Here is a 23172-nt window from a genome sequence, read left to right as displayed (position 1 = left end):
AATTTGCGTTGTCGCTAGGCGGCAAAAAAAATGATCCCTATGAGCATACATCAGTATGTGATTAGGGGGATTTTGTGCAGCCAACACCGCGACAGCGCAAAGTATGACCACAGAGCTTACCTATTAGATAGTCAATCATTACCCTAAATAATTGATCATTACCCTAGATAGTTAATCATTACCCTAACTAATTGATTATTAACCTAAATAATTTGCGTTGTCGCTAGGCGGCAAAGAAAATCATCCCTATGAGCATACATCAGTATGTGATTAGGGGGATTTTGTGCAGCCAACACCGCGACAGCGCAAAGTATGACGGGTAATGGGTATTAGAGCATTGGCTTACCATAATCCATTGGCGACAAATCAAAGTACTTCGCCACTGTCTGACCAATATCGGCAAAAGTTTCGCGGTGACCTAATGAACCTGGTTTAACTTTTGGACCATAGATTAGAACAGGAATGTGCTCACGTGTATGGTCTGTACCTGGCCAAGTTGGGTCACAACCGTGGTCAGCGGTTAAAATCAGAATGTCATCCTCTTTCACCAGTTTCATTAACTCTGGTAAACGACGGTCAAATAACTCAAGCGCGGCTGCATAACCTGCAACATCCCGGCGGTGACCGTATGCTGAGTCAAAGTCAACAAAGTTAGTGAACACAATGGTGTTATCACCCGCCTGCTTCATTTCTTCCACTGTTGCATCAAACAGAGCATCAATGCCTGTTGCTTTGACTTTCTTCGTGATCCCAACATGGGCGTAAATATCAGCGATTTTACCGATAGAAACGACTTCACCTTGTTTTTCGTCCACTAATTTTTTCAGCACTGTTGGTGCAGGTGGTTCAACCGCTAAGTCGTGGCGGTTACCTGTACGGGTGAAATTACCCGCTTTGTCACCAACAAATGGACGTGCAATAACACGGCCAATGTTATAACCACCTTTGGTTAACTCTTCACGAGCGATTTCACATAACTCATACAGTTTGTCTAAACCGTAAGTTTCTTCATGGCAAGCAATTTGGAAGACAGAGTCTGCGGAGGTATAGAAAATGGGTTTACCCGTTTTCATGTGCTCTTCACCCAGTTGGTCAAGGATAACCGTCCCCGATGAGTGACAGTTACCTAAATAACCTGGCAAGTTCGCTTTTTTAACTAAGGTATCCAACAATTCTTGTGGAAAGCTATTTTCTTCATCAGAGAAATATCCCCAGTCAAATAATACTGGCACCCCTGCGATTTCCCAGTGACCTGATGGCGTATCTTTACCGGAAGAAATTTCACTCGCATAACCGTAGGCACCGATAATTTCAGCATTAGGATCAAGCCCCGCAGGGAATGAACCGCTTGATTCTTCACCTGCTTTACCTAAACCTAATTTGGTTAAATTTGGTAAATGCAGAGGCCCTTTACGACCAATATCCGCTTCGCCGCGTGCGCAAGCATCTGCAATGTGACCCAATGTATTTGAGCCTTCATCACCAAATTTATGTGCATCGTGTGCAGCACCGATCCCAAAGGAATCCAAAACCATAATAAATGTGCGTTTCATTTTTTTTCTCCTGCGGTATTTTTAGAACGATATACCACTAAAATCTATTTGTATTACTCGCTGATTTGGCGATAAACCATCGGCGTTTGCTCAGGGGAGTTTTCACCAATCACCATCGCTGCGCGCACTTCTTTTGCCGCCTCTTCCCATGCTTTTTCACTGTTTGCATGGATGATTGCCAATGGTGTTTTTGTATCCACTTTCGAGCCTAACGCGGCGATATCGCTCAGACCAACACTGTAGTCAATTGGGTCTGTAGCTTTGCGACGACCACCACCTAAAGTCACAACGGACATGCCCAATGCCCGTGTATCCATTTGCGTGATAATACCGTCTTGCGGTGCATAAACAGCTTTACTCAACACGGCAGTTGGCAGGTATTTGTCATAATTTTCAACAAAGTCAACGGGACCTTTTTGCGCTGCAACCATACGACCAAACACGTCAGCGGCTTTACCGTTATCCAGTACCGCTTGCAGTTTTTGTCGTGCTTCCTCACGGGTAGCTGCTAGTGAGCCAGAAACCAACATTTCCACACAAAGTGCCATCGTGACTTCATATAGGCGCGGATTACGGTATTCACCCGTCAAGAATTGCACGGCTTCACGTACTTCAACCGCATTACCCGCACTGGAGGCCAGTACTTCGTTCATATCGGTTAATAATGCCGTGGTTTTGCAACCTGCGCCGTTTGCGACTTTAACGATAGACTCCGCCAGCTCTTCTGATTTCTCATAGGTTGGCATAAATGCGCCAGAGCCAACTTTCACGTCCATCACTAAGGCATCAAGGCCTTCAGCCAGTTTTTTTCCTAAGATAGATGCGGTGATCAGCGGGATCGAGTCAACCGTCGCAGTAATATCACGGGTTGCGTAAAAACGTTTATCTGCTGGTGCTAATGAATTAGTTTGCCCAATAATCGCCACCCCCACATCTTTAATAATGTCACGAAAACGAGCATCATCAGGGAAAATGTCGAAATTAGGAATGGCTTCTAGTTTATCCAGCGTACCACCGGTATGACCCAAACCACGACCTGAAATCATTGGAACATAACCGCCACATGCCGCGACCATTGGGCCGAGCATCAGGGAGGTAACATCGCCGACACCGCCTGTAGAATGTTTATCCACTAATGGGCCATTAAGATTGAGCGATTTCCAATTCAGAACGGTGCCTGAATCACGCATTGCCAGTGTCAAAGCCACACGCTCAGGCATCGTCATATCGTTAAAATAGATGGTCATTGCCAGCGCAGCAATTTGGCCTTCCGAAACAGAATTATCACGAACACCATTGATAAAAAAGCGAATTTCCTCTTCACTTAATGGTTTGCCATCGCGCTTTTTACGAATAATCTCTTGTGCCAGAAACACGATATACTCCTTTAAAGTCGAATTTATCGGCTAACAATAATGCGAAAATTAATAACTACCGCTTGATTTTTTAACGTCGTAACCCAGCGTGTTTAATAAATTTGCTAACAAGCTTGATGCGCCAAAACGGAAGTGGCGGCTATCAACCCAATTGTCACCTAAAATTCGACCAGCTAAAGCTAAGTAATCAGCCGCTTCTTCAGCAGTACGGACACCACCTGCGGGTTTAAAACCAACTGTTTTTGCAACACCCATATCACTGATAACTTGCATCATGATTTCTGCGCTTTCTAAGGTTGCATTAACGGGGACTTTACCTGTCGAGGTTTTGATAAAATCAGCACCTGCTTTAATTGAAATTTCTGACGCTTTACGAATTAACGCCGCATCTTTTAATTCGCCTGTTTCAATGATCACCTTCAGTAAGACATTCGCAGTTGCACAAGCATCTTTACATGCTTTCACTAAATCAAAACCGATTTGTTCATTACCTGCAATGAGCGCGCGGTATGGGAATACAACGTCAACTTCGTCCGCACCATAAGCGATAGCCGCTTTGGTTTCTGCTAATGCGATTTCAATGTCATCATTACCGTGTGGGAAGTTGGTTACTGTCGCAATACGAATATCAGGGGTACCTTGCTCACGCAGGGTTTTGCGTGCAATCGGAATAAAACGAGGGTAGATACAAATTGCCGCGGTATTGCCCGCAGGGCTTTTGGCTTGATGGCATAATGCGATTACTTTTGCATCAGTGTCATCATCATTTAATGTGGTTAAATCCATCAGGGTCAGCGCGCGTTGTGCGGCTGCTTTTAAATCAGTCATATAACTCTCCAACGTTATTAATTCTTCAGAACGACACGTTCTTTGTTGGCGAGCGGGCTTGGTTCCTTAAAGATGCCAGCCGGATGCTTCCGAACTGAGCAGCTGAGTTCCTTCTCACCGCACGATGCCCTAGAGTCAGTGGACTCTGAGAACTAGCAGTTCCATTAGCAGCTTACTAGTGTCTATTTGACCATGGAACCGCGTCATTTTATGTGCTACAAATCACATTAATCGACTGAAAGTTACATTATTAAAGATATAAATGTGAGTCAGATCTCATTATACCCGATCTGGCGGTTAATTTATTCACTCAAATGGCTTTTTAACCCCAGACAATCATTAATTGACTAAGTTAAGAATAGTTGAAATTTTGCCGTTGAATATAAAAGATCGCAAAAGAATATAATCGATAAAAATAAAAGCGAAAGAGACTCCCTTTCGCTTTTATAATGAACAGATTCGATAAAACTGCCTGAAACTCAATAGCGTTTTTTATGCTACGGCAATTGCACCCAAGGTCAAGAAGAAGCCAGCAATGGTTGCACTCATTAAGTTAGATAGCGTCCCCGCCATCACCGCTTTCATACCGAGACGAGCAACATCTCCACGGCGATTTGGCGCCATTCCCCCCAAACCACCTAATAAGATCGCTACCGATGACAAGTTGGCGAAACCACATAATGCAAATGAGATAATCGCTTTTGTATGGTCAGACAACACTTGCTTACCTGCCGCAATAACTTCCGCATCCGCCTTCATATATTCACCGAAGTTCATAAAGGCAACAAACTCATTCACGACAATTTTTTGACCAATGAAAGAGCCCGCAATCGTTGCTTCACTCCATGGCACACCAATTAAATAGGCGATAGGCGCAAATAACCAACCTAATAACAATTCAAGAGATAATTGTGGATAATCAAACCAGCCACCAATACCACCTAAAATACCGTTGATTAAGGCAATTAATGCAATAAATGCCAATAACATTGCCCCCACGTTCAGGGCTAATTGCATCCCTGATGATGCTCCCGCTGCGGCAGCATCAATAATATTAGCAGGACGTTCGTCTTCCGCGACTAAATCGACCGCATCAACTCTGTCACGCACATCTTCCGTTTCAGGCACCATTAGTTTTGCGAATAACAACCCCCCCGGAGCTGCCATAAATGATGCCGCAATCAGGTATTCCATGGGTACGCCCATTTGTGCATAACCCGCTAATACAGAGCCGGCCACTGATGCTAATCCGCCACACATAATGGCGAACAGTTCAGAGGTTGTCATTGTTGCAATATAAGGACGCACAACCAACGGCGCTTCTGTTTGCCCAACGAAGATATTGGCTGTCGCAGAGAGAGATTCGGTTCTTGATGTGCCCAATACTTTTTGTAAACCGCCACCCAGTACTTTTATGACTAACTGCATAATACCTAAGTAATAAAGCACAGCGATTAACGATGAAAAGAAGACGATGATAGGCAGTACGCGGAAGGCAAAAATAAAGCCACCACCGCCAAATAATTCGAACATTTTGTCGGACACTAAGCCGCCAAAAATAAAGCTCATGCCATCTTGACCATATCCGATGACTTTGGAAACACCATCAGACATCCCTTGCAGCACGCTGCGCCCAGCAGGTACATATAAAACTAATGCGCCAATTGCCAACTGGATAATAAATGCACCACCCACGGTGCGAAGTCTTATCGCGCGGCGATTGCTAGAAAATAGGATAGCTATCGCGATAAGTACCGCCATTCCTATAATACTCATAATGAGTTGCATGGAAGGATCCCTGTTCACTTGATTCTAGGTTGATATATAAGGAAACGTGTAAGTCTCCTTGACTCTTTGTGTGATGATTATACCTAGTCATCATGAATAACTCGCAATATTCATCACAAATACGAAGTGCAAGAAGCACTAAAAATTCAAATAATGTGATAACAATCACAAAATAAGATCAGTTTTATCTGGAAAGGCACTAAAGCAGTAATTGAACATCGTAAAAGCAGAATGGGTTAGATCAGATAGGAAATGAATTTATATAAATAATATTTATTGTTTTGAGTGTTTTTACTTTGTCAGATTAAATAATGACAGACTATTGTTGTAAAGTTGTTGAGCGATTTCTTCTGGCGTTTCGTGGCGAAGCTCACAAAACGAACGGAAAATCCATTCAAGGCGTTCCGGGCGATTTGGTTCGCCTTGAAAACCGGAAACAGGCATATCAGGTGCATCAGTTTCGAATAACAGAGACGTTAATGGTAACTGGGACATCACATGACGGGTTTTATTGGCGCGTTCATAAGTTATCGTTCCCCCTACACCAATATAATATCCCAACTTAACAAAGGCTTGTGCTTGGGATAAGCTCCCCGCAAAGCCATGCACTACCCCACGAGCAGGCACATCAATACGACGCAGCATCGCCGCAAGCGGATCATGGGTTTTACGAGAATGCAAAATAACAGGTAAATCAAACTGTTTAGCCAGTTTAAGTTGAGCCATTAACAGTTGCTGTTGGCGCTCAAATTGAGGGGTTTGCATGTATAAATCGAGCCCTATTTCCCCTATCGCCACACACTTTTTATTTTTCTGCCGAAGGTAATCCACTAACACATCAAAATGTGCATCTTGATACTGCTTGATATACAGCGGGTGAAACCCCATAGCGGCATACAATTGGGGATATTGTTGTGCCAATTGCCACACTCGAGCAAAGTTATCCAAGCTCACGGTTGGGATAACAATCTGTTCGACACCGCTTTTTTTGGCACGTTGTAGGCTATCAGTAAAAGAATCACTGAACGGCGGGAAATCAAAATGGCAATGTGTGTCTATAAATTGTGTTTTACCCATTACGACTTTCATTAACTGGCATTATGATTGAAGACTCGGTCGCAAGTTCTGGCACCAACGCTTCCGGTACTGGCTCATTTTGTGCAGAAGGCGCAATATCAATCTCAAGAGAGCTAAGTTCCATTTTCTGTTCCAACGTTTGGTTAAAACGCTCTTGCCTCTGATAAAACCCGGCTCCAAGGGCGGCAATAAAGTAACGCCCACAACGCCGCCCTGTATGATAATCCTCATTTAAGGAAGAGACTTTACTGCCCAGCGCACTACTTTTTAACGGTACAGGAGGGTAAATTTCAAAAACCTGCACATTTTTAGGGGGATTTTCAATAAATTCTTGCGTTTTGCGGTAGCTTTTCAGATGCACCTTTAACATCGCGGCCATCCGCTGTAACCCATTGTTGTCCCCTTCTAACCAGCGCGTCATTCTTTTTACCCATTCAGGGGTAAAATACATTTGAGACGGTACTGTACGGATCACCACAATCGTTTCGGCTCCACGTCGATAGGCCTCTTCAACAGGAACAGCCGCGCTGATCCCACCATCATGATATCGGGTACCATCAAACTCAACGCCCTCACGATAGAAGCCAGGGATAGCACTCGACGCACGAATAATATCCAGCCAAGTGTCTGCATTTGGCTGTAAAAATTCAGCAGAAAAATCATCGCTACGACTAGCGCCCATAAAAAATTCACGACCGGAGTTTAATAAATCAAGCCCCGCTTCTATTCGCAAAGGGAACTCTTTTGTCGTGATCTCTATCAGCCAATCAAGATCAATAAGGTGACCACCGCGAATAAAACGCAATGGATTGAAAAAAGCGGAATTAGTGGTATAGCGGGTGATAACACGACGTGCGTACCCCGCCTGCCCGCAAATATATGCAGATAAGTTTTGCGCTCCTGCGGAAGTACCAATCATCAAATCAAACGGATTAAAATCAGCAATCAAAAATTCGTCCAGTACACCCGCAGTAAAAATCCCTCGCTGCCCGCCACCTTCACAAATCAGTGCGGTTTTGCCCGAGTTGATATTATCTAAAAATGCGAGCGGCTCAATTGTGCCTAATGTGACTGAAACGTGTTTTCCCATAAGACCCCTGATAACTGAAATCCGTTTAATTGACTGAAAAACAGAATGAGCTTCCCCTTGAAAGCTCATTCTATCGACATTGTACAATAAACGTTCAACAATTTGGGCTATTGAGACATTTATTTACAGATTAATTTGCAAGCACCAATCCATTTTGCACGGATTTCACGCCATTAACGCGAGAAGCAACCTGCGTAATTTTATCAATTTGGTCGGCGGACTTAACAAAACCTGAAAGGTAGACCACTCCATTAATGGTTTTCACAGATACACTATTACTGGAGATCCCCTTGGTGCCAAGTAATTTACCTTTCACGTCCGCAGTAATGGCCGAATCATCAATATATTCACCCGTATTTTTCGCACCGCTAGCAATGGCATTTCCCGTGTCTTTACCCGCCATTTCAACGGTTTTTGCCGCGCTATCCCACGTTTCAGAAGCTTGTTTTTTCAGCGCGCTGTCTGACGATGAGCTGCAAGCAGTGAGTGCAAAGCTCAGTCCAATAGCAGTTAAACTACTTAATAGTATTGCCTTTTTCATAAGAACCTTCCTTTCACTGTGGAGGACGAGTCAACATAACTAGCCTAAGTAAAAAAACAGGAAAAATAAAGTGTTTCAAGGGGAAAGACAGAATATTCTTGATAAAATAGTTTAAAAGATAGGGCAAGGCTCTTAAAAAGAGCATTAGAAAGAGACAACCCGCTATTTGCTGATGAAATAGCGGGCTAAAAGCACAATTAGTGTTCGCGCGTTTTACGGAACCGAACGTCTGGGTAACGTTCGCTGGTCAGGTTGAGGTTCACCATGGTTGGCGCGATGTAAGATAAGTTATCGCCTCCATCAAGGGCTAAATTTTGCTCATTTTTTCGCTTAAATTCTTCGAATTTCTTCGCGTCATCGCATTCAACCCAACGCGCTGTAGAGACATTGACCGCTTCATAAATCGCTTCAACGTTATATTCGCTCTTCAAACGCGAAACCACTACGTCAAACTGCAGAACCCCCACGGCACCTACGATTAAATCGTTATTGGTTAATGGACGGAACACCTGCACCGCACCTTCTTCAGATAATTGAACCAATCCTTTAAGCAACTGTTTTTGCTTGAGAGGGTCACGTAAACGAATACGACGGAACAGCTCTGGGGCAAAGTTCGGGATACCGGTAAATTTCAGTTCTTCACCTTGAGTGAAAGTATCACCAATCTGAATAGTACCGTGGTTATGCAGCCCAATGATATCCCCTGCATAGGCGTTTTCGACCTGCGAACGGTCACCGGCCATAAAGGTTAATGCATCGGAAATCACCACATCTTTTTTAGTGCGCACTTGGCGTAGTTTCATGCCTTTTTCATAAGTACCTGAAACAATACGCATAAATGCAACACGGTCACGGTGTTTTGGGTCCATATTGGCTTGAATTTTAAAGACGAAACCCGTGAATTTTTCTTCTGTGGCTTCAACTTCACGCACATCAGTTTGTCGAGCTTGTGGTGCTGGTGCCCACTCGACTAAACCATCTAGCATATGGTCTACGCCAAAGTTCCCTAACGCAGTTCCGAAGAAAACAGGAGTTAATTCACCTTCTAAGAAGGCATCATGGTCAAATTCGTGGGAAGCACCTTGAACCAGCTCCAATTCATCACGCAATTGTGCTGCCAACTCATCACCAACCGCGGCATCCAGCTCAGGATTATTTAACCCTTTAATAATACGCACTTCTTGGATGGTATGACCTTGACCTGTTTGATAAAGAATGGTCTCGTCACGTAGCAAATGATAAACGCCTTTGAATAACTTACCGCAACCAATAGGCCAAGTAATTGGGCAACAAGCTATTTTTAGCTCATTTTCTACTTCATCCAGCAATTCCATTGGGTCACGAATATCACGGTCAAGTTTATTCATGAAAGTCAGGATTGGCGTATCACGCAGACGGGTAACTTCCATCAGTTTACGCGTACGATCCTCAACCCCCTTACCCGAGTCAATGACCATCAAGCAACAGTCAACAGCGGTTAATGTACGATAAGTATCTTCCGAGAAGTCTTCGTGCCCTGGGGTATCAAGTAAGTTAACTAAGCAATTATTGTACGGAAACTGCATCACAGATGTGGTGATAGAAATACCACGTTGTTTTTCCATTTCCATCCAGTCAGATTTTGCATGCTGATTTGAGCCACGGCCTTTTACAGTACCCGCGCGCTGGATCGCGTGACCAAATAGCAATACTTTTTCTGTAATCGTAGTTTTACCCGCATCGGGGTGAGAGATGATAGCAAACGTTCTACGCATGCTAACTTCATGGAGAAAATTCTGATCTGTCATTTAACCGTTCTTTTCGTCTGAATACAGATTTATCGTGGCACGCAATTTGGCTCAATGTGGCTTTTAGCAGTGCAAATCCGTCTTGTTAAACATAGTTGGCAGATATTTTCGCAGATCTTGGGGGTATTAACAATCAAAGCATCGAGGTACAGTAAAAACAATACCTCGATACTGCTTAAATAACCAACAAATTACGCCAAAATTAATTGCGTGATTTCATCGCCTAATGCTTGAGTACTCGCATTTCCGCCCATATCACGGGTCAAATGGCGGCGCTCTTTAATTGCCGTTTCCACCGCGACCATAATACTGTCGTGCATTTCAGGGCAACCTAAGTGTTGCATCATCATCGCTGCCGCCCAAATCGTGCCAATTGGATTAGCAATATTTTGTCCGGCAATATCTGGCGCAGAGCCATGCACAGGCTCAAACATCGATGGGAATTGTTTTTCTGGATTGATATTCGCAGAAGGAGCAATCGCAATCGTCCCGGTACAGGCAGGACCTAAATCAGACAAAATATCGCCAAATAAATTTGACCCCACAATTACATCGTAAAATTCAGGCATACGCACTAAGTTTGCAGCAAAAATATCAATATGAAATTGATCGACTTTAACCTCGGGGTAGTGCTTTGCCATCTCAGCAACTCGACTATCCCAATACGGCATTGAGTGAAATAACCCATTGGATTTGGTCGCAGAACTTACGTGTTTTTTCTCGCGAGATTGAGCTAATTCAAATGCATATTTTAAAATACGATCAGTCCCTTTACGGGTAAAAATACTTTGTTGCAGCACCATTTCATCATCAGAACCTTCATATTGGATCCCCCCAATAGCTGAATATTCCCCTTCCACATTTTCACGCACCACATAAAAATCAATATCCCCAGGCTTTTTATCTGCTAGTGGGCATTTAATTCCATCAAATAAACGGACAGGGCGCAGGTTTACATATTGGTTAAATGCACGACGGATGGGTAATAATAACCCCCATAGCGAAATGTGATCAGGTACACCAGGAAAACCTACCGCGCCAAGAAAAATCGCATCAAATTTTTTCAGTTGTTCTAAGCCATCTTCTGGCATCATGCGACCCGTGCGGTGATAGGTTTCACATGACCAATCAAAATGGGTAAAGTTTAGCTTCACATTGTGCTTACTTGCCGCCGCTTCTAAAACTTTTAATCCCTCGGGGATCACTTCTGTACCAATACCATCCCCAGGGATAACGGCTATGTTGAATTGTGACATGGTGAAAACCTCTGATAAATGAATTAGGTGTGTTTTTCTCCAGTTTAGGGATAGCTATGATAAAGTATAGGCATGAACTGTAATCCTTAAGTTTACAAACTATGAACAAGCTCCCTGCGTTAGAGGACATTCGTGTTTTTGTCACCGTCGCCCGCTTAATGAGTTTCTCTCAAGCGGCAGCGCAACTATTGGTTTCTCCTGCTTATATTTCTAAACGGATCAAATTGTTAGAAGAAAACCTCGGGCAAACACTGTTTTTTCGCAGCGCACGGTCGATTAAACTCACCCATGAAGGGTTAATTATTCTACGTAGCAGCGAAATCATGTTAGCAGAGCTTGAACAGATGCAAGAAGCGCTCAATGCCTGTCGCGAAGAGATCCGTGGTACACTGCGTATTAGTTGCAGTACCGGATTTGGCAGCACCTATCTCAATCCATTTATCCTCTCGTTACGTGCTCAATACCCTCTATTAGCTATTGACCTCACGTTAACGGATAAATCCGTTGATATTATCAACGAAAATATTGATGTGGATATTTGCATCGGCGGCAATATCCCCAGCCAATTTATTGCAAGGCGCATTGCCGCCAATCAACGCATACTTTGTGCTTCCCCTCACTATTTAGAAAAAAATGGCTACCCCAAATACCCACAAGAACTTGAACAAAAATATGCTTGTATTGCCATTAAAGAACGCAACCAAGCGCCTGCGGTGTGGAAATTAGCCCATAATCAAGAAAGTATGACTGTCACTCCTAACAGTAAACTTACGGTGAATAATGGCGAGGTTGCTAAGCAGTGGTGTTTAAGTGGTGAAGGCATTCTGTTGCGTTCTTTATGGAGTGTATTACCGGAATTAACGTCTGGGCAATTAGTACGTGTTCTCCCAGAATGGCACCAAACCGCAGATGTTTATGCCGTTTATTCGAGAAGTATTCGAACAAGTGCTAATCTTAGAGTTTTCATTGAAAATCTTGAGCAGTACCTTGCGACCCATTTGCAAAATGGATTTATGGCCCCCCCTCATCATTTAGGTAAGCCTGAATAATTTCAAGTTTAAACTCTAGCGTATGGTTTAACATAAAAAAGCACCCTTCAATTCAGACTGAAAGAGTCCAACTTTTGGGGTGCTATTCACATATTTGCCCTATGCTGGGGTTTTATATTCTTTTAATGCTAACGGTTAATTACCAAACAGTGTGAGTGCTAAGACTAATGCATCTTCCCGACCATTTTTGGCAGGGTAATAATCTTTTCGTACAGTGACTTCATGAAATCCGAGCTTTTCATACAATTTCAATGCTGATGCATTTGATTCTCTAACTTCCAACCAAAGGGTGATGATCCCTTTATTAATCAGCTCATTAATCAACTGCTCTAGCAATAGACGCCCATATCCCTTACCTTGGTAATCAGGATGGATAGCAATATTAAATAACGTTGCCTCATCAAGAACACATTGGGTTATCGCATACCCAACAATTTGATTATTAATGGAAATTTTAAGGTTATGGTACTTTTCCCCTTGATTTCCATAAAAAACTCGCTCAGTCCATGGAAAATCATGGCTTAGTTTCTCAATTAAGAAGGCTGTCGCAAGATCAGATTGCTTTAGTGTTGAAATTTTCATCATATTGATAAATTTGTTTCCATAGTGCCTGTTTAGCGCTGACACTCGTCATAAGCTCAGACAGAACAGGTGAAAAAAACGTCATTTTAGAACCCTCTGGGTGGATTTCGCCCCCAAGAACCCAACAAGGAATTGTTATTGGCGTTGGGATTAAATTCAGCTGCTCTGTATTAATGCAAACTACATCATCTTGCATAATTTGCATCGCGAGAAAAATATCTTTTAACAGCTGGCTATTTAAATCAAGGTTCTCATCAGTAATAATAATAAGCTTAGTCGACGCTGGGATCCTGACACCACGTTCACCACGTAACACAGCCGGATTTCTCACAATCCATTGAGTGATCCCCATTTGTTCTAAAAACCTGTCACGTCGTGTCATTTCATTTTCCCGTCGCAATTTTACAACCCCATCTTATCAAAGGGGATTAATAGCGCCAACAGAGCAATGCGATTTCTCGTATTTCTGGTATGGTGTTGCAGTTTTTATCATTTTAGGAGATTGACAGAATATGTCATTACTGACACCGGCCAGTGAAGTTATTCAGCGCCATCTTGAGCATTTTACGGATCGTCATGTCATTTTGGCTGGTGACATTCAGGATGAATTGGCTGCCACTCTCGAAGCAGCAAGCGTTCGGGTGATAACCAATCAATACCATCGTTGGAAAAACTTACACCCATTCATGGGGGAAATGGTTTTATTTTCAACGACGACACCTGCTGAATTTATCCAACCCTGCGACACATTGATCTACTTCTGGCCCAAAAATAAGCAAGAAGCTTGTTTTCAACTTGATGACCTATGTACTCACCTTGCTAAAGGTAGCCAAATTTTTGTTGTCGGTGAAAACCGCAGCGGCGTCAAAAGCGCAGAATCAATTATGGAAGGTATTGCAACCTTACAAAAAATTGACTCTGCTCGCCGTTGTGGCTTGTATTACGGTGAATTAGAACAACCTACCACTTTTGATATTGCGCGCTGGTGGCGACACTATGATCTTGATACGGTAAGAATCAATGCACTTCCCGGCGTATTTAGTCATAATGAGCTGGATATCGGCAGCGATCTATTACTTTCAACGCTAACAGAGCCAATGGAGGGGGATGTTCTCGATCTCGCTTGCGGTAACGGCGTACTTGCGACAGTGATTGGGGCACAAAATCCAGACGTTAAGCTAACGTTAAGCGATGTCAGTGCCCTAGCACTCGATTCGGCGGCCTCAACACTTGAAGCAAACAACCTCACTGGGACGGTGGTTGCAAGCGACGCTTACTCAGATATTCACGACAAATTCGATTGGATTATCTCTAACCCACCTTTTCATGATGGGCTAAACACCAGCTACAATGCCGTTGAAAATATGATTTACCAAGCACCTAAGTTCCTGAAAAAAGGGGGGCGCTTGCGTATTGTAGCCAATGCATTCTTACCTTACCCAGACTTGTTAGATAAAGCATTTGGTAGACATGAAGTCCTAGCAAAAACCGGCAAATTCAAGGTGTACCAAGCAACAAAGCGCTAAGGATTTATCGTGTTATCACGCAGTAAAACGGCCAGTCTGATACGCTGGGCGTTTTTTAATCAAACAAAAAGTGACGCTTAAAAAAATATTGACGTCCGCTGAAATTAGCCTAAAATCCGCTGCGTATTATCACTGCTGTAATAAAGTTAGATTTGGCATTGCGAGGGTGGCGGAATTGGTAGACGCGCTAGCTTCAGGTGTTAGTGTCCTTCGGACGTGGGGGTTCAAGTCCCCCCTTTCGCACCACTAGCTTTAAGGTAACACAGGGTAATTCGATATTGGCAAACAGTATTGCGAGGGTGGCGGAATTGGTAGACGCGCTAGCTTCAGGTGTTAGTGTCCTTTGGACGTGGGGGTTCAAGTCCCCCCTTTCGCACCACTGGTCAATAAATATCAGCGCTTCCCCGCTTAGTGCTTAATCCTTTATATCCTTAAACCTTTTCCCCTTGTATCCTTTCAATAATGGTATTTTGGTATTATTAAACCTAAGCTACCTTTGTAAAACAAAAGCCATCAAAAAACACACTAAAGAAACAACCGCTGGAATAATTAATAAACGGCGAGAACCACGATTAAATAACATCCCCGCCGTTGCGATCATCATGGTGATCATCACCACTTTTAGGCTATCAAACCCCATATTGCTAAGGACATAAGCAATGCTCAGCAATATCACAGCAAAGACCCCCCATAGGCCAGCGCCTATACGCCGTAAACCTGCGGTTTTTGATATGCTAGTTGGCATAGTGACCTCAACAACTTAAATGATAATAATTATCAATATTATCTTATTTTTAATAAATTTCAATCGTTTTTATGAACAAACAACCTTAAATTAACATGGTTTTTACAAAAAAGACAACTTAAGAGAACCAATAAACAAAATGAATATCTTCCGGCTCAAGAGCAAATAGTTCTGGGTCCGGGGTTTCAATTAAGCTACATCCCATATGCTGATAAAAATGCACGGTGTTTTCAGACGGCGTTGCAGAGATATACAAGCCTTTTGCCCCTTTTTCAGTTGCTATTTCCACACATTGTTGAAATAACATCCCCGCAAGCCCCTTACCGCGATATGCATGGCTCACATGCAAAAAGGACAGTTGCAGTAAGTTTTTTTGCTCTCCTCGCCAAATATTATCCACGCTCGCAGCAGCAATAATTTTCCCTTGTTCAAAAACACCCAAAAAAATAGCGCCTTGATCATAGCTGTCTAATAGGTGCGGGGTATAGGCTTCTGGCTCCCCTTCTGGCCAACCTTTCATATCAAAACGCTGTTTAGAAAGCACCAATTTACCATCTTGATGCAAATAAAGATGCTCAATTAATTCAGTACGATCAATCGACCAGACCGAAGGGATTTCATCTCGTTGTAGCTTGCGTACTTCTCTCATGACCTTAATCTCATTACCCGCGCCAATACAAACGCGCCTTATTATTATCAAGTGAATTTGTTTTCCAAGATAACGGATAAAAAAACAAGTTCAACCATTTCAGTAAGCTGTTAGAGGCTGTTTATCTTTGATGATCAATTTTTATTCGAATTAAAGCCATTTGAGGCAAGGGAAGAGGTTCGCCGCCGGGTGAACAAGACAAGAGCTTCTCAACGCAGCATTAAATGAGTGAAACGTGCTTTAATCAACCCCGTAGGGCAGCGTTTAGGAGCAATAGTTGATTCAAATCGTTATCAGTTAGCACGACGGATACATTTACCCATTTTTTAGTTGTTTCTTAACCTTTTTTAGCGGTAAAAATCAGCAGTAAAGATAAACAGCCCCTAAGACAAGGTTGAAATAAAGGTAGGAAAACCGAATAAAGATAGGGGCGATAAAATAAAAATTCCCCACAATATCCGTATTGTGGAGAATTTACACTACAGGGTTGGTTTATTGCTTCAGTCCCATTGCGTCACGCATGGTAAAGAACAAATCGGTTTGGTCAGTCAGCCCCATCACGTTCGCAGCGTGTGGACCATAGGCTGCAACACGCAGCTGAGCACCAGTATGCTCTTGTGAGTCATCTTCTTCAGAGTTACCGTAATTCACCACCATCACAGAACCATCTTTCGTAATCAACGCTTGAGTTAAACCGGTTGATTTCGTGCCCTCAGGAATAATTTGGCTTGAATGTGAATGGTCAGCAGTCACGATGACTAATGTGTCACCATGTTTTTTCGCAAAATCTAAGCCTACTTGTACTGCTTCATCAAGGGCAACTGTTTCACCAATTTGGCCACATGGGTTAGCTTTATGGTCTTGTTTATCGATGGATGCACTTTCAACTTGTAAGAAGAAACCATTTGGATTGACCGCTAGCAGATCAATCGCTTTTTGCGTCATTTGCGCTAATGTTGGTGCGTTTGGATCTAATTTCGAGTTTGGTTTACATTCCAGTGGTGCATTGTTGATATTACCATAATGCACTGCCTTCGGACCTTCCCAAGCTACCGCCATATTGCCATCATGGAATAAGCCAAGCACAGGTTTGTCTTGGTTCGCCACTTTAACATCGTTCAACGACTGTGCATCACGCACGATAGTGTAACCACGCTCAATCGCTTGTTGCTCAAGCGTTTTACCTTTATAGTCGCCCGCTTTTGCTGTTTGTTTGAAGCTCTTCGCGCCCCCTCCTAATGTCACATCGGCGCGGGTCACTAATAGCTGCTCTGAAATTGAACCTCGACCGCCATTTTCAAGAGCATTGGTTGCACATTTTTCTGACGTTTCTTCCGGACCGTAACATTTACGTGCGGTCACATGAGCGAATTGCGCCGCTGGCGTTGCATCTTGAATTTCAGAAGTTGTGACGTTACCGGTTGCTTTACCATTACGTTTGGCGATTTCAATTAAGGTTTCGTGATCTTTACCAAACACATCAACCCCTAACGCCCCATTGTAGGTTTTCACACCAGAGGACCATGCTGTGGCTGATGCCGCTGAATCTGTAACATAATCAGGTTTTTGTGTTTTTTTATCTAACGCATAGTGCGTATATTGACCCGTAATCGGCAATGCATCAATACCTTTAAAGAAGCCTGAAGCCCCTTCTGCATAGTTACGTGCAACGGTGATTTCTGAATCCCCCATGCCATCACCAATAAATAAAATAACGTTCTTCGCTTTGCCATTATGTAAGGCTGCTTTCATTATATCCGTTTGCTCGGTTGCTAAACGGCGTGCACCACCAAACTTGGTGATATCACCTTGCGCTGCACGGTTTTCTGAAACGGCATCATTTTTATCCGCCGCATAAGCCGGAAGAGTGCTACCTAACATTAATGTGCTGACTGTGACAGCTAAAAAGGACTTCATAAAATTACCAGTCATAACTGTTTTCCTTGCCAATCAATAATGAGAAAAGAGAAAGAATGCTACAAATAATGATAGGCATGCTAAAGTAGCTAGATGACAGTTGAATGACGCTTTTATGGCGAAATGAAGACGATTGTCATAAATGTGAAAAAAGCAGCCCATCATAAGCTGCCTTTCGCGGTTGAAACTTACCGATTGTTACCATTGGGAAGTTAGCTGTTTAGTCCCTTCGTATAACGTTTCGCACCAAGAAACATAATCGTGCCCACTGGGCAATTCGATGGCATCCACGGAATAGCCTTTATGTTTCAATACTTCCAGTAGTTGGTAATGGTTTTGAATGATCCCCCCCCAACTCCCCCGTTGCTCAAATAAGCCCGCCTCAAGGAAAAAACGAATTGGCTGCGCTGGCATAGTTTCAATTTCACGAATTAGCCATTCAGGATCTTCTCCTTTTGGTGTCCACCAATAAGATCCTGACATACTGAGCACATTACCAAACACTTCAGGGTGCTGTAATGCATTCCATGTTGCCCCTAGCCCCCCAAAACTTGAGCCAGCAATAATGGTGTGTTCTGCTTTCGCACGAATACCTTTTTCCGCTAATTTGGGCATTAATTCATCCACCAGCAATTGCGGGAAAAGTGCATTAGGTGGTAGTTCTTTACCACGCCTGTCGGCACTAACGCTATCAACAAACACAATATGCATTGGTGGGAAATCGCCTTTGTTTATCCAGCGATCAAAAAATTTGGCCATTTGATAAGTATGAAGGTAAATTTGCCCATCTAAAAGTACAAGTAAAGCAGGCTGTTCCATCGGGATATTTGGTCGATAAAGCGTAATTTGCCGCTCATTATTTAAAACTTGGCTGGATAACGTAAAGGTCTCTAATTGCCCTTTCATTTGGCTTTTTTCAATGGCAGCAAATTGACACTGGCGGATATTCGGTGTCAGGGATAACAAAGAAAAACGATTATAGGTATCCGTTGAAGCAGAAGGGATACTTTGTGAGTTATAAGGGTCAGCCTGTGCAGTGACTAAAATCGCTTTGCGCTGTGCAGGCCCGCCCTCTGGAACGTTCGGAATATCAGGAGCAATTTTATATTGGGTCAATGTATCACCTGGGATGATAAAAGAACGATACCAAATATCTGTCCCCGCGATTTGCGCCATTCTTTCATGGTTCCCTGAAGGCGCACCTAAAATATAGGCATTTGATTTCGCACCGCGCCATAAAAATGTCGCGCGTTTTTGATGCCCCGCAAGATCTTCAATAAGTGGCGTCCCTTGCGCGGCAACCGCCTGCCAAAACGCGTTGGTATCACCATGATGATAATGTTCATCCAATAAGCTTTGCAGTTTTGGGCTAACAGGCTCGTTGTCTTTTTTAATCTCTAAAGGTTGGTAATCGCTTATATCAAACTGTAGCTGCCATGGTTTCCCCGGAGAGCCTTGTAAATCGAGATAATACACACCATTTTGTGGAACGATATAGTCTGCGGTATGAGGCTCTAAAGTAGAGCCATAAGCTTGCAATACACGGACAGGCTGTTTGTTGGCATTTAACAAAACGACTTGAGATACCCCCTCACCGCGCTGCTTAATAAAATCTTGCTGCAAAGCTTCAAAATAGACGCAGCTATGACCTTCACTATCATGCACACCTTCTACAGAAGAAAGCTCAGCTAAACGCAGGCAACTCGATTGCGTAGCCATCGCTGCGGAGGAAAACAAAATACAACCTAAAAGCGGCAGAGATTTCACATCTAATTCCAAGGAGTCAACTGATAATAATTATTACTATCAAAAAAACCTTTTAAACTCAATGGCTCGCGGTATGTTTTTCCATCAGTTGGTTAATCAACTGAAGGGCACTTAATAACCGATGTCGTTGTTTTTGACCTATTTTCAAGTAACGCCGTGTGGCGGGAACTCGGCTAACCAGTTCCGAACCCGTAAAAGGCTCTATTTCACAATGCCAATGACCATGATTAAACGTAATTTGGCAAGAATTAAAATCTAACTCTTCTAGTGTCTCTCTAATGATTGGGTAGGCATTCAACCAATCAATCACTTTTTGGCCATCAGGCTGCTTTGACACAAAATGTATATGTTTTTTCCTTACGCTACCGCGGGTTTTCACCACAATGTGAGCATTCAAATTTTCACCACAAAAACCCGACACAGAAAAGCGACTATACACAATAAATGCCAGAAATAATTTTCTAACACGCTCAGTGACTTCAATGTTCAACAATGGGTGCGGTTGAATAAGCAGCACACCAGGAGCGCCCCACTCACATGGGTAAGGCGTCATATCCCTTTCGATTCGATTTAATGTTAACCCTGCTTGGTACCCTGCTGGTAACCGTTTTTTTGTTAAGCCGCCCAAACGCTGTAATAGTGATGGTTTAGGCGAGGTGACGTAATGGCTCAAGTTGTACCTCCTCATTATCTTCATCTCTCAATGAATTAGACAGAACAACTTCAACATCAACCGGTTTGAACGGATTCACTTTCTGGACGAACACGGTCCAAATCAGTGCATAACCCGCCGTTAAACCTAACATGATTGCAAATGGAATATAGACATCGGACTGATTCATCCCTGGTGGAGTGATGTACACAATTGCTAAAATAATCCCCACACTGGATATAATTTGAGGGATTGGGAAGAACGGCGAACGGTAAGCTCGGTGTAAATCAGGACGACGAATACGCAATAACACCACGGAAATAGTGACTAATAGATAGGCTGTACCCCAAGAACATACGGCAGCTAAAACCAGCGGAATAATACGATCGAGGTCGCCTTGAATAGCAAAAGCATGCAAACATGGGATCATAACTGCCACTAAAATACCGAATATAGGTGTTTTAAAACGTGGATGTAAGTAAGTAAAAATGCGCGGTAATGCGCCATCTAATGCCATGCCATATAAAATACGTGGTACAGCCGCCATCAGCGTATTGATCGTTGCACCACCTGCTAATAATAGCGCGACACCAATCCAATATTTACCAAATTCCCCCATCACCCGCTCAGCAAACGCTGGGATTGCCATCGGTGTTTCCAGTAAGCGCGTGCCCGTTTGTGGGTCAACGACCACGTTTTCAATTTGATTAGCTAACGCAGCACCAAATAACACCATGCATAAAGCCACACAGAATAAACCCGTTGTCATGGCTCGAGGAATCACTTTAGCGGAATTTTTTATTTCTGGTGCCATTGGCGTGACCAATTCACACCCTACAAACATAAACATCGCCATTCCCACAAAGCTTAAAACCAGTGTTGGATCTGAGATATTTAACTCGGCACCAAACCACCCTTCCATCGGGACATTAAACGGTAGCAACAAGCCGGTAATACTAAAAATCACGAGCGTTGACCACATAGCGAAAGTCAGCACCACTTCAACCTTACCAAACGCCTCAATACCGAAAGCATTTAAGATGCCAAAGGTGACGACTAATCCAACGCCAACCATCCAAGACGAATTACTGGTTTCCAGTACCGTATTAAGATGTTCAAAGTTAACTAACGCCATGATCCCCGACAGAATGGTTTCCGCCGTTCCCGCAAAGACGTGCACAATCAAATACGCGGAGAGTGCCCCAGTGATAGCCCAAAAACGCCCCATACCACAAGAAATATAGTCATACACTGAGCCAGAGGTCGGTAAAATCGCCGCAGCCTCTGAGAAGGTGGTGAGCTGTGCCTGCATCATAATAAAGCTCAGTAACACCGCTAACGCAAAGGTATCGCCACCAATACCAAAACCACTGGTGACGGTTAAAATAACTGGGCTCGCCATAATTAGGCCCGCTGAACTCGCCAGAGTCGTTGGGAACCCAACTTTCCCTTTTTCGAGATGTGACGATAATTTTGAGGATAAATTCATTTTGCTTCCCTCTCTCTTGCTCTATACGCAGTCATAAATGTGAATTTTTTGTAAAAATAACGTGACTACATTGCCACTATAAAAAGAAGCATAAATCGGTCACATCGTCCTAAAGAACGATGCCTAGAGATAGAGGGAACGCCTTACAATTATTCGAAAAGTACCCAAAAAATGGAAGGGAATAAAAATATCTACTGATATATCAATAGATAACAAACAAACTGGTTATTAATATATTAATAACATATTTACAAAAGATACCAAAACCCGACAAATCAACACTGAGCCATTATTTATCACTTTCAAATACTGTTACCCACCTCACGTTATTAACATGTTTACTTTATGTTAACAGCAATAAAGCGCATGATAATTATTCCGACTCACTATGAGAGGTAATCAAATGAGCCCACCTCAATTTAACAGCCACCAGCAAACATTAATTGATTGCTGCTTAAATACTATTGCGCACATTATCCCCATATCTGCGTCAGTGTATTACCTTGTCAATGATCACTGGCAACCAGATAACTATGTGTTGCACGGCATCTCCACTCAAATGCATCGTGATTATCTGGCTTATTTTCGCCAGCTCGATCCGCTGCATCCAGATAAATTTCGAGGGGACGATCTGCGGTTAATCAAAATGGATCCCGACGTTCGTCAGCAAAATCAGGTTTTTTTCCATGATTTTATGCAGCCCAATAACCTAACCGATATGGCAGAGATTTTTATTCGCCGAAAAAATAAAATAATTGCTGGGATTTCCGTGTTGCGAGACAGCCCGTTTTCTCAACACGAAATTATGCGATTAAATGCTATTTTACCTGTCGCTGAGCTAATGACGTTCGATATCATTCCCGATTCTCTCGTGTCTTACACACCGAAAGAACAGGAAATTATTCATTTAGTACGTGAAGGGGCAAGTAATAAGCGTATTGCGTTATTGTTAGGGGTCTCACTCTCTACGGTGAAGACTCACTTACGCAATATCTTCACCAAAGCAAATGTCACTAACCGAACGGAACTGGTGTCGTCAGGGTTTATTATTCGTCAGGAAAAATTTTAATCCGCTGTGCGGTTAAAGCCTCTGTTCAGCAGTGCTGATATAAAATACCTGCATTATTCACTAAGTAATGCAAGTCACTATATTGCTCTTTAATTACCTCGAATAGCCTAACAACCTCCTCTTCACTGCTAATATCACATGGCAATGCATATGCAAGGTCACCAATTGCCTGAATTTCTGTAATAACCCTTTTTGCCGCCTGATGACCACTTTTATAATTAATGAGTATTCGCATACCAAGACATGCAAGCAGTATTGCCCATTGCACGACCAATCCCGCGGCTTTCACCGATAAGCAACACTGTTTTCATACCATGACCTAACGCTGCGATAAGATATAGTTATCATAAGCCTATCTTTCGACGGGGCGAATAAAAGCATAAAAAACCCGGTACAATGACCGGGAAGCAGTTGGTTAATGCTAAAAATTA

The 23172-nt window shown here is 43.0% G+C and carries 21 protein-coding genes and 2 tRNA genes; 5 read left to right on the top strand and 18 right to left on the bottom strand.

All coding sequences use genetic code 11. From position 1 onward, the window contains the following. Positions 1 to 329: 329 nt before the first annotated feature. The 9 genes from deoB to AB6N04_RS19490 form a co-directional block, all read right to left on the bottom strand. Positions 330 to 1553 (bottom strand): phosphopentomutase, encoded by a 1224-nt coding sequence (gene deoB, locus AB6N04_RS19530; protein ID WP_369309874.1) that lies wholly within the window; start codon positions 1551 to 1553, stop codon positions 330 to 332. A 53-nt stretch (positions 1554 to 1606) separates the two neighbouring features. Beyond that, positions 1607 to 2929: a thymidine phosphorylase gene (gene deoA / locus AB6N04_RS19525; protein ID WP_369309873.1), complete on the bottom strand. Its 1323-nt coding sequence runs from the start codon at positions 2927 to 2929 to the stop codon at positions 1607 to 1609. Positions 2930 to 2977: 48 nt separating this feature from the next. After that, the gene (deoC, locus tag AB6N04_RS19520) at positions 2978 to 3757 is read right to left on the bottom strand and encodes a deoxyribose-phosphate aldolase (protein ID WP_369309872.1); all 780 of its coding nucleotides are present in this window, start codon (positions 3755 to 3757) and stop codon (positions 2978 to 2980) included. Between the two features lie 492 nt (positions 3758 to 4249). Beyond that, positions 4250 to 5533 (bottom strand): NupC/NupG family nucleoside CNT transporter, encoded by a 1284-nt coding sequence (locus AB6N04_RS19515; RefSeq protein WP_369312196.1) that lies wholly within the window; start codon positions 5531 to 5533, stop codon positions 4250 to 4252. 303 nt (positions 5534 to 5836) lie between these two features. After that, entirely contained in the window at positions 5837 to 6622 is a 786-nt protein-coding gene (locus tag AB6N04_RS19510) for a TatD family hydrolase (RefSeq protein WP_369309871.1), read from the bottom strand. Beyond that, the gene (locus tag AB6N04_RS19505) at positions 6615 to 7712 is read right to left on the bottom strand and encodes a patatin family protein (protein WP_369309870.1); all 1098 of its coding nucleotides are present in this window, start codon (positions 7710 to 7712) and stop codon (positions 6615 to 6617) included. The genes AB6N04_RS19510 and AB6N04_RS19505 overlap by 8 nt, the downstream gene beginning before the upstream one ends. A 130-nt stretch (positions 7713 to 7842) precedes the next feature. After that, a complete protein-coding gene (locus AB6N04_RS19500) occupies positions 7843 to 8253 on the bottom strand; it encodes a BON domain-containing protein (RefSeq protein WP_369309869.1) in 411 nt (136 codons plus the stop codon). A 197-nt stretch (positions 8254 to 8450) separates the two neighbouring features. Next, entirely contained in the window at positions 8451 to 10040 is a 1590-nt protein-coding gene (prfC, locus tag AB6N04_RS19495) for a peptide chain release factor 3 (protein WP_369309868.1), read from the bottom strand. A gap of 191 nt (positions 10041 to 10231) precedes the next feature. Then, entirely contained in the window at positions 10232 to 11296 is a 1065-nt protein-coding gene (locus tag AB6N04_RS19490; protein ID WP_369309867.1) for a tartrate dehydrogenase, read from the bottom strand. Positions 11297 to 11397: 101 nt separating this feature from the next. On the opposite strand from AB6N04_RS19490, the gene AB6N04_RS19485 reads away from it, so the two are divergent. After that, positions 11398 to 12345, top strand: coding sequence for a LysR substrate-binding domain-containing protein (locus AB6N04_RS19485; RefSeq protein WP_369309866.1), 948 nt, complete (start codon positions 11398 to 11400; stop codon positions 12343 to 12345). A gap of 135 nt (positions 12346 to 12480) precedes the next feature. On the opposite strand, the gene rimI is transcribed toward AB6N04_RS19485, so the two are convergent. Next, positions 12481 to 12930 carry a ribosomal protein S18-alanine N-acetyltransferase gene (gene rimI, locus AB6N04_RS19480; protein WP_369309865.1) on the bottom strand — a complete coding sequence of 150 codons (450 nt, stop codon included), beginning with the start codon at positions 12928 to 12930 and terminating at the stop codon, positions 12481 to 12483. Next, entirely contained in the window at positions 12899 to 13309 is a 411-nt protein-coding gene (locus tag AB6N04_RS19475; RefSeq protein ID WP_369309864.1) for a DNA polymerase III subunit psi, read from the bottom strand. The genes rimI and AB6N04_RS19475 overlap by 32 nt, the downstream gene beginning before the upstream one ends. 130 nt (positions 13310 to 13439) lie before the next feature. Here AB6N04_RS19475 and rsmC point away from each other — a divergent pair, with 130 nt between their 5' ends. From rsmC to AB6N04_RS19460, 3 genes are all read left to right on the top strand, one after another. Beyond that, positions 13440 to 14453, top strand: a complete 1014-nt coding sequence (gene rsmC / locus AB6N04_RS19470) for a 16S rRNA (guanine(1207)-N(2))-methyltransferase RsmC (protein WP_369309863.1) — start codon at positions 13440 to 13442, stop codon at positions 14451 to 14453. A gap of 160 nt (positions 14454 to 14613) precedes the next feature. Beyond that, a tRNA-Leu gene (locus AB6N04_RS19465) sits at positions 14614 to 14699 on the top strand. Between the two features lie 47 nt (positions 14700 to 14746). Continuing rightward, positions 14747 to 14832 (top strand) — tRNA-Leu (locus tag AB6N04_RS19460). A gap of 111 nt (positions 14833 to 14943) precedes the next feature. Here AB6N04_RS19460 and AB6N04_RS19455 read toward each other — a convergent pair. The 6 genes from AB6N04_RS19455 to AB6N04_RS19430 all read right to left on the bottom strand — a co-directional run bounded on the left by AB6N04_RS19455 (position 14944) and on the right by AB6N04_RS19430 (position 21672). Further along, positions 14944 to 15198, bottom strand: coding sequence for a DUF1435 family protein (locus tag AB6N04_RS19455; RefSeq protein WP_369309862.1), 255 nt, complete (start codon positions 15196 to 15198; stop codon positions 14944 to 14946). 118 nt (positions 15199 to 15316) lie between these two features. Then, positions 15317 to 15847, bottom strand: coding sequence for a GNAT family N-acetyltransferase (locus AB6N04_RS19450; RefSeq protein ID WP_369309861.1), 531 nt, complete (start codon positions 15845 to 15847; stop codon positions 15317 to 15319). Between the two features lie 492 nt (positions 15848 to 16339). After that, positions 16340 to 17779 (bottom strand): alkaline phosphatase, encoded by a 1440-nt coding sequence (gene phoA, locus AB6N04_RS19445; protein ID WP_369309860.1) that lies wholly within the window; start codon positions 17777 to 17779, stop codon positions 16340 to 16342. A 183-nt stretch (positions 17780 to 17962) separates the two neighbouring features. After that, the gene (locus AB6N04_RS19440; RefSeq protein WP_369309859.1) at positions 17963 to 19531 is read right to left on the bottom strand and encodes an alpha/beta hydrolase-fold protein; all 1569 of its coding nucleotides are present in this window, start codon (positions 19529 to 19531) and stop codon (positions 17963 to 17965) included. A gap of 58 nt (positions 19532 to 19589) precedes the next feature. Beyond that, entirely contained in the window at positions 19590 to 20204 is a 615-nt protein-coding gene (locus tag AB6N04_RS19435; protein ID WP_369309858.1) for a DUF3156 family protein, read from the bottom strand. Further along, entirely contained in the window at positions 20179 to 21672 is a 1494-nt protein-coding gene (locus AB6N04_RS19430; RefSeq protein ID WP_369309857.1) for an APC family permease, read from the bottom strand. The genes AB6N04_RS19435 and AB6N04_RS19430 overlap by 26 nt, the downstream gene beginning before the upstream one ends. 403 nt (positions 21673 to 22075) lie before the next feature. On the opposite strand from AB6N04_RS19430, the gene AB6N04_RS19425 reads away from it, so the two are divergent. Further along, positions 22076 to 22741, top strand: coding sequence for a LuxR C-terminal-related transcriptional regulator (locus AB6N04_RS19425; protein ID WP_369309856.1), 666 nt, complete (start codon positions 22076 to 22078; stop codon positions 22739 to 22741). A 25-nt stretch (positions 22742 to 22766) separates the two neighbouring features. Here the strand turns inward: AB6N04_RS19425 and AB6N04_RS19420 are convergent, their stop codons facing one another. Next, positions 22767 to 23009, bottom strand: a complete 243-nt coding sequence (locus tag AB6N04_RS19420; RefSeq protein ID WP_369309855.1) for an SDR family NAD(P)-dependent oxidoreductase — start codon at positions 23007 to 23009, stop codon at positions 22767 to 22769. Positions 23010 to 23172: the final 163 nt, after the last annotated feature.

It is taken from the genome of Providencia rettgeri (assembly GCF_041075285.1).
Taxonomy (GTDB): Bacteria; Pseudomonadota; Gammaproteobacteria; order Enterobacterales; family Enterobacteriaceae; genus Providencia; species Providencia rettgeri_G.
The sequence above is the reverse complement of the archived record's forward strand: the minus strand, read 5'-3'. Positions and strand labels throughout refer to the sequence as shown.

Bases quoted from the DNA above. Each gene is read 5' to 3' on its own strand.
- deoB (WP_369309874.1), bottom strand. From the start codon at position 1,553: ATGAAACGCACATTTATTATGGTTTTGGATTCCTTTGGGATCGGTGCT.
- deoC (WP_369309872.1), bottom strand. From the start codon at position 3,757: ATGACTGATTTAAAAGCAGCCGCACAACGCGCGCTGACCCTGATGGAT.
- AB6N04_RS19515 (WP_369312196.1), bottom strand. From the start codon at position 5,533: ATGAGTATTATAGGAATGGCGGTACTTATCGCGATAGCTATCCTATTT.
- AB6N04_RS19510 (WP_369309871.1), bottom strand. From the start codon at position 6,622: ATGGGTAAAACACAATTTATAGACACACATTGCCATTTTGATTTCCCG.
- AB6N04_RS19505 (WP_369309870.1), bottom strand. From the start codon at position 7,712: ATGGGAAAACACGTTTCAGTCACATTAGGCACAATTGAGCCGCTCGCA.
- AB6N04_RS19500 (WP_369309869.1), bottom strand. From the start codon at position 8,253: ATGAAAAAGGCAATACTATTAAGTAGTTTAACTGCTATTGGACTGAGC.
- prfC (WP_369309868.1), bottom strand. From the start codon at position 10,040: ATGACAGATCAGAATTTTCTCCATGAAGTTAGCATGCGTAGAACGTTT.
- AB6N04_RS19490 (WP_369309867.1), bottom strand. From the start codon at position 11,296: ATGTCACAATTCAACATAGCCGTTATCCCTGGGGATGGTATTGGTACA.
- AB6N04_RS19485 (WP_369309866.1), top strand. From the start codon at position 11,398: ATGAACAAGCTCCCTGCGTTAGAGGACATTCGTGTTTTTGTCACCGTC.
- rimI (WP_369309865.1), bottom strand. From the start codon at position 12,930: ATGATGAAAATTTCAACACTAAAGCAATCTGATCTTGCGACAGCCTTC.
- AB6N04_RS19475 (WP_369309864.1), bottom strand. From the start codon at position 13,309: ATGACACGACGTGACAGGTTTTTAGAACAAATGGGGATCACTCAATGG.
- rsmC (WP_369309863.1), top strand. From the start codon at position 13,440: ATGTCATTACTGACACCGGCCAGTGAAGTTATTCAGCGCCATCTTGAG.
- AB6N04_RS19455 (WP_369309862.1), bottom strand. From the start codon at position 15,198: ATGCCAACTAGCATATCAAAAACCGCAGGTTTACGGCGTATAGGCGCT.
- AB6N04_RS19450 (WP_369309861.1), bottom strand. From the start codon at position 15,847: ATGAGAGAAGTACGCAAGCTACAACGAGATGAAATCCCTTCGGTCTGG.
- phoA (WP_369309860.1), bottom strand. From the start codon at position 17,779: ATGACTGGTAATTTTATGAAGTCCTTTTTAGCTGTCACAGTCAGCACA.
- AB6N04_RS19430 (WP_369309857.1), bottom strand. From the start codon at position 21,672: ATGAATTTATCCTCAAAATTATCGTCACATCTCGAAAAAGGGAAAGTT.
- AB6N04_RS19425 (WP_369309856.1), top strand. From the start codon at position 22,076: ATGAGCCCACCTCAATTTAACAGCCACCAGCAAACATTAATTGATTGC.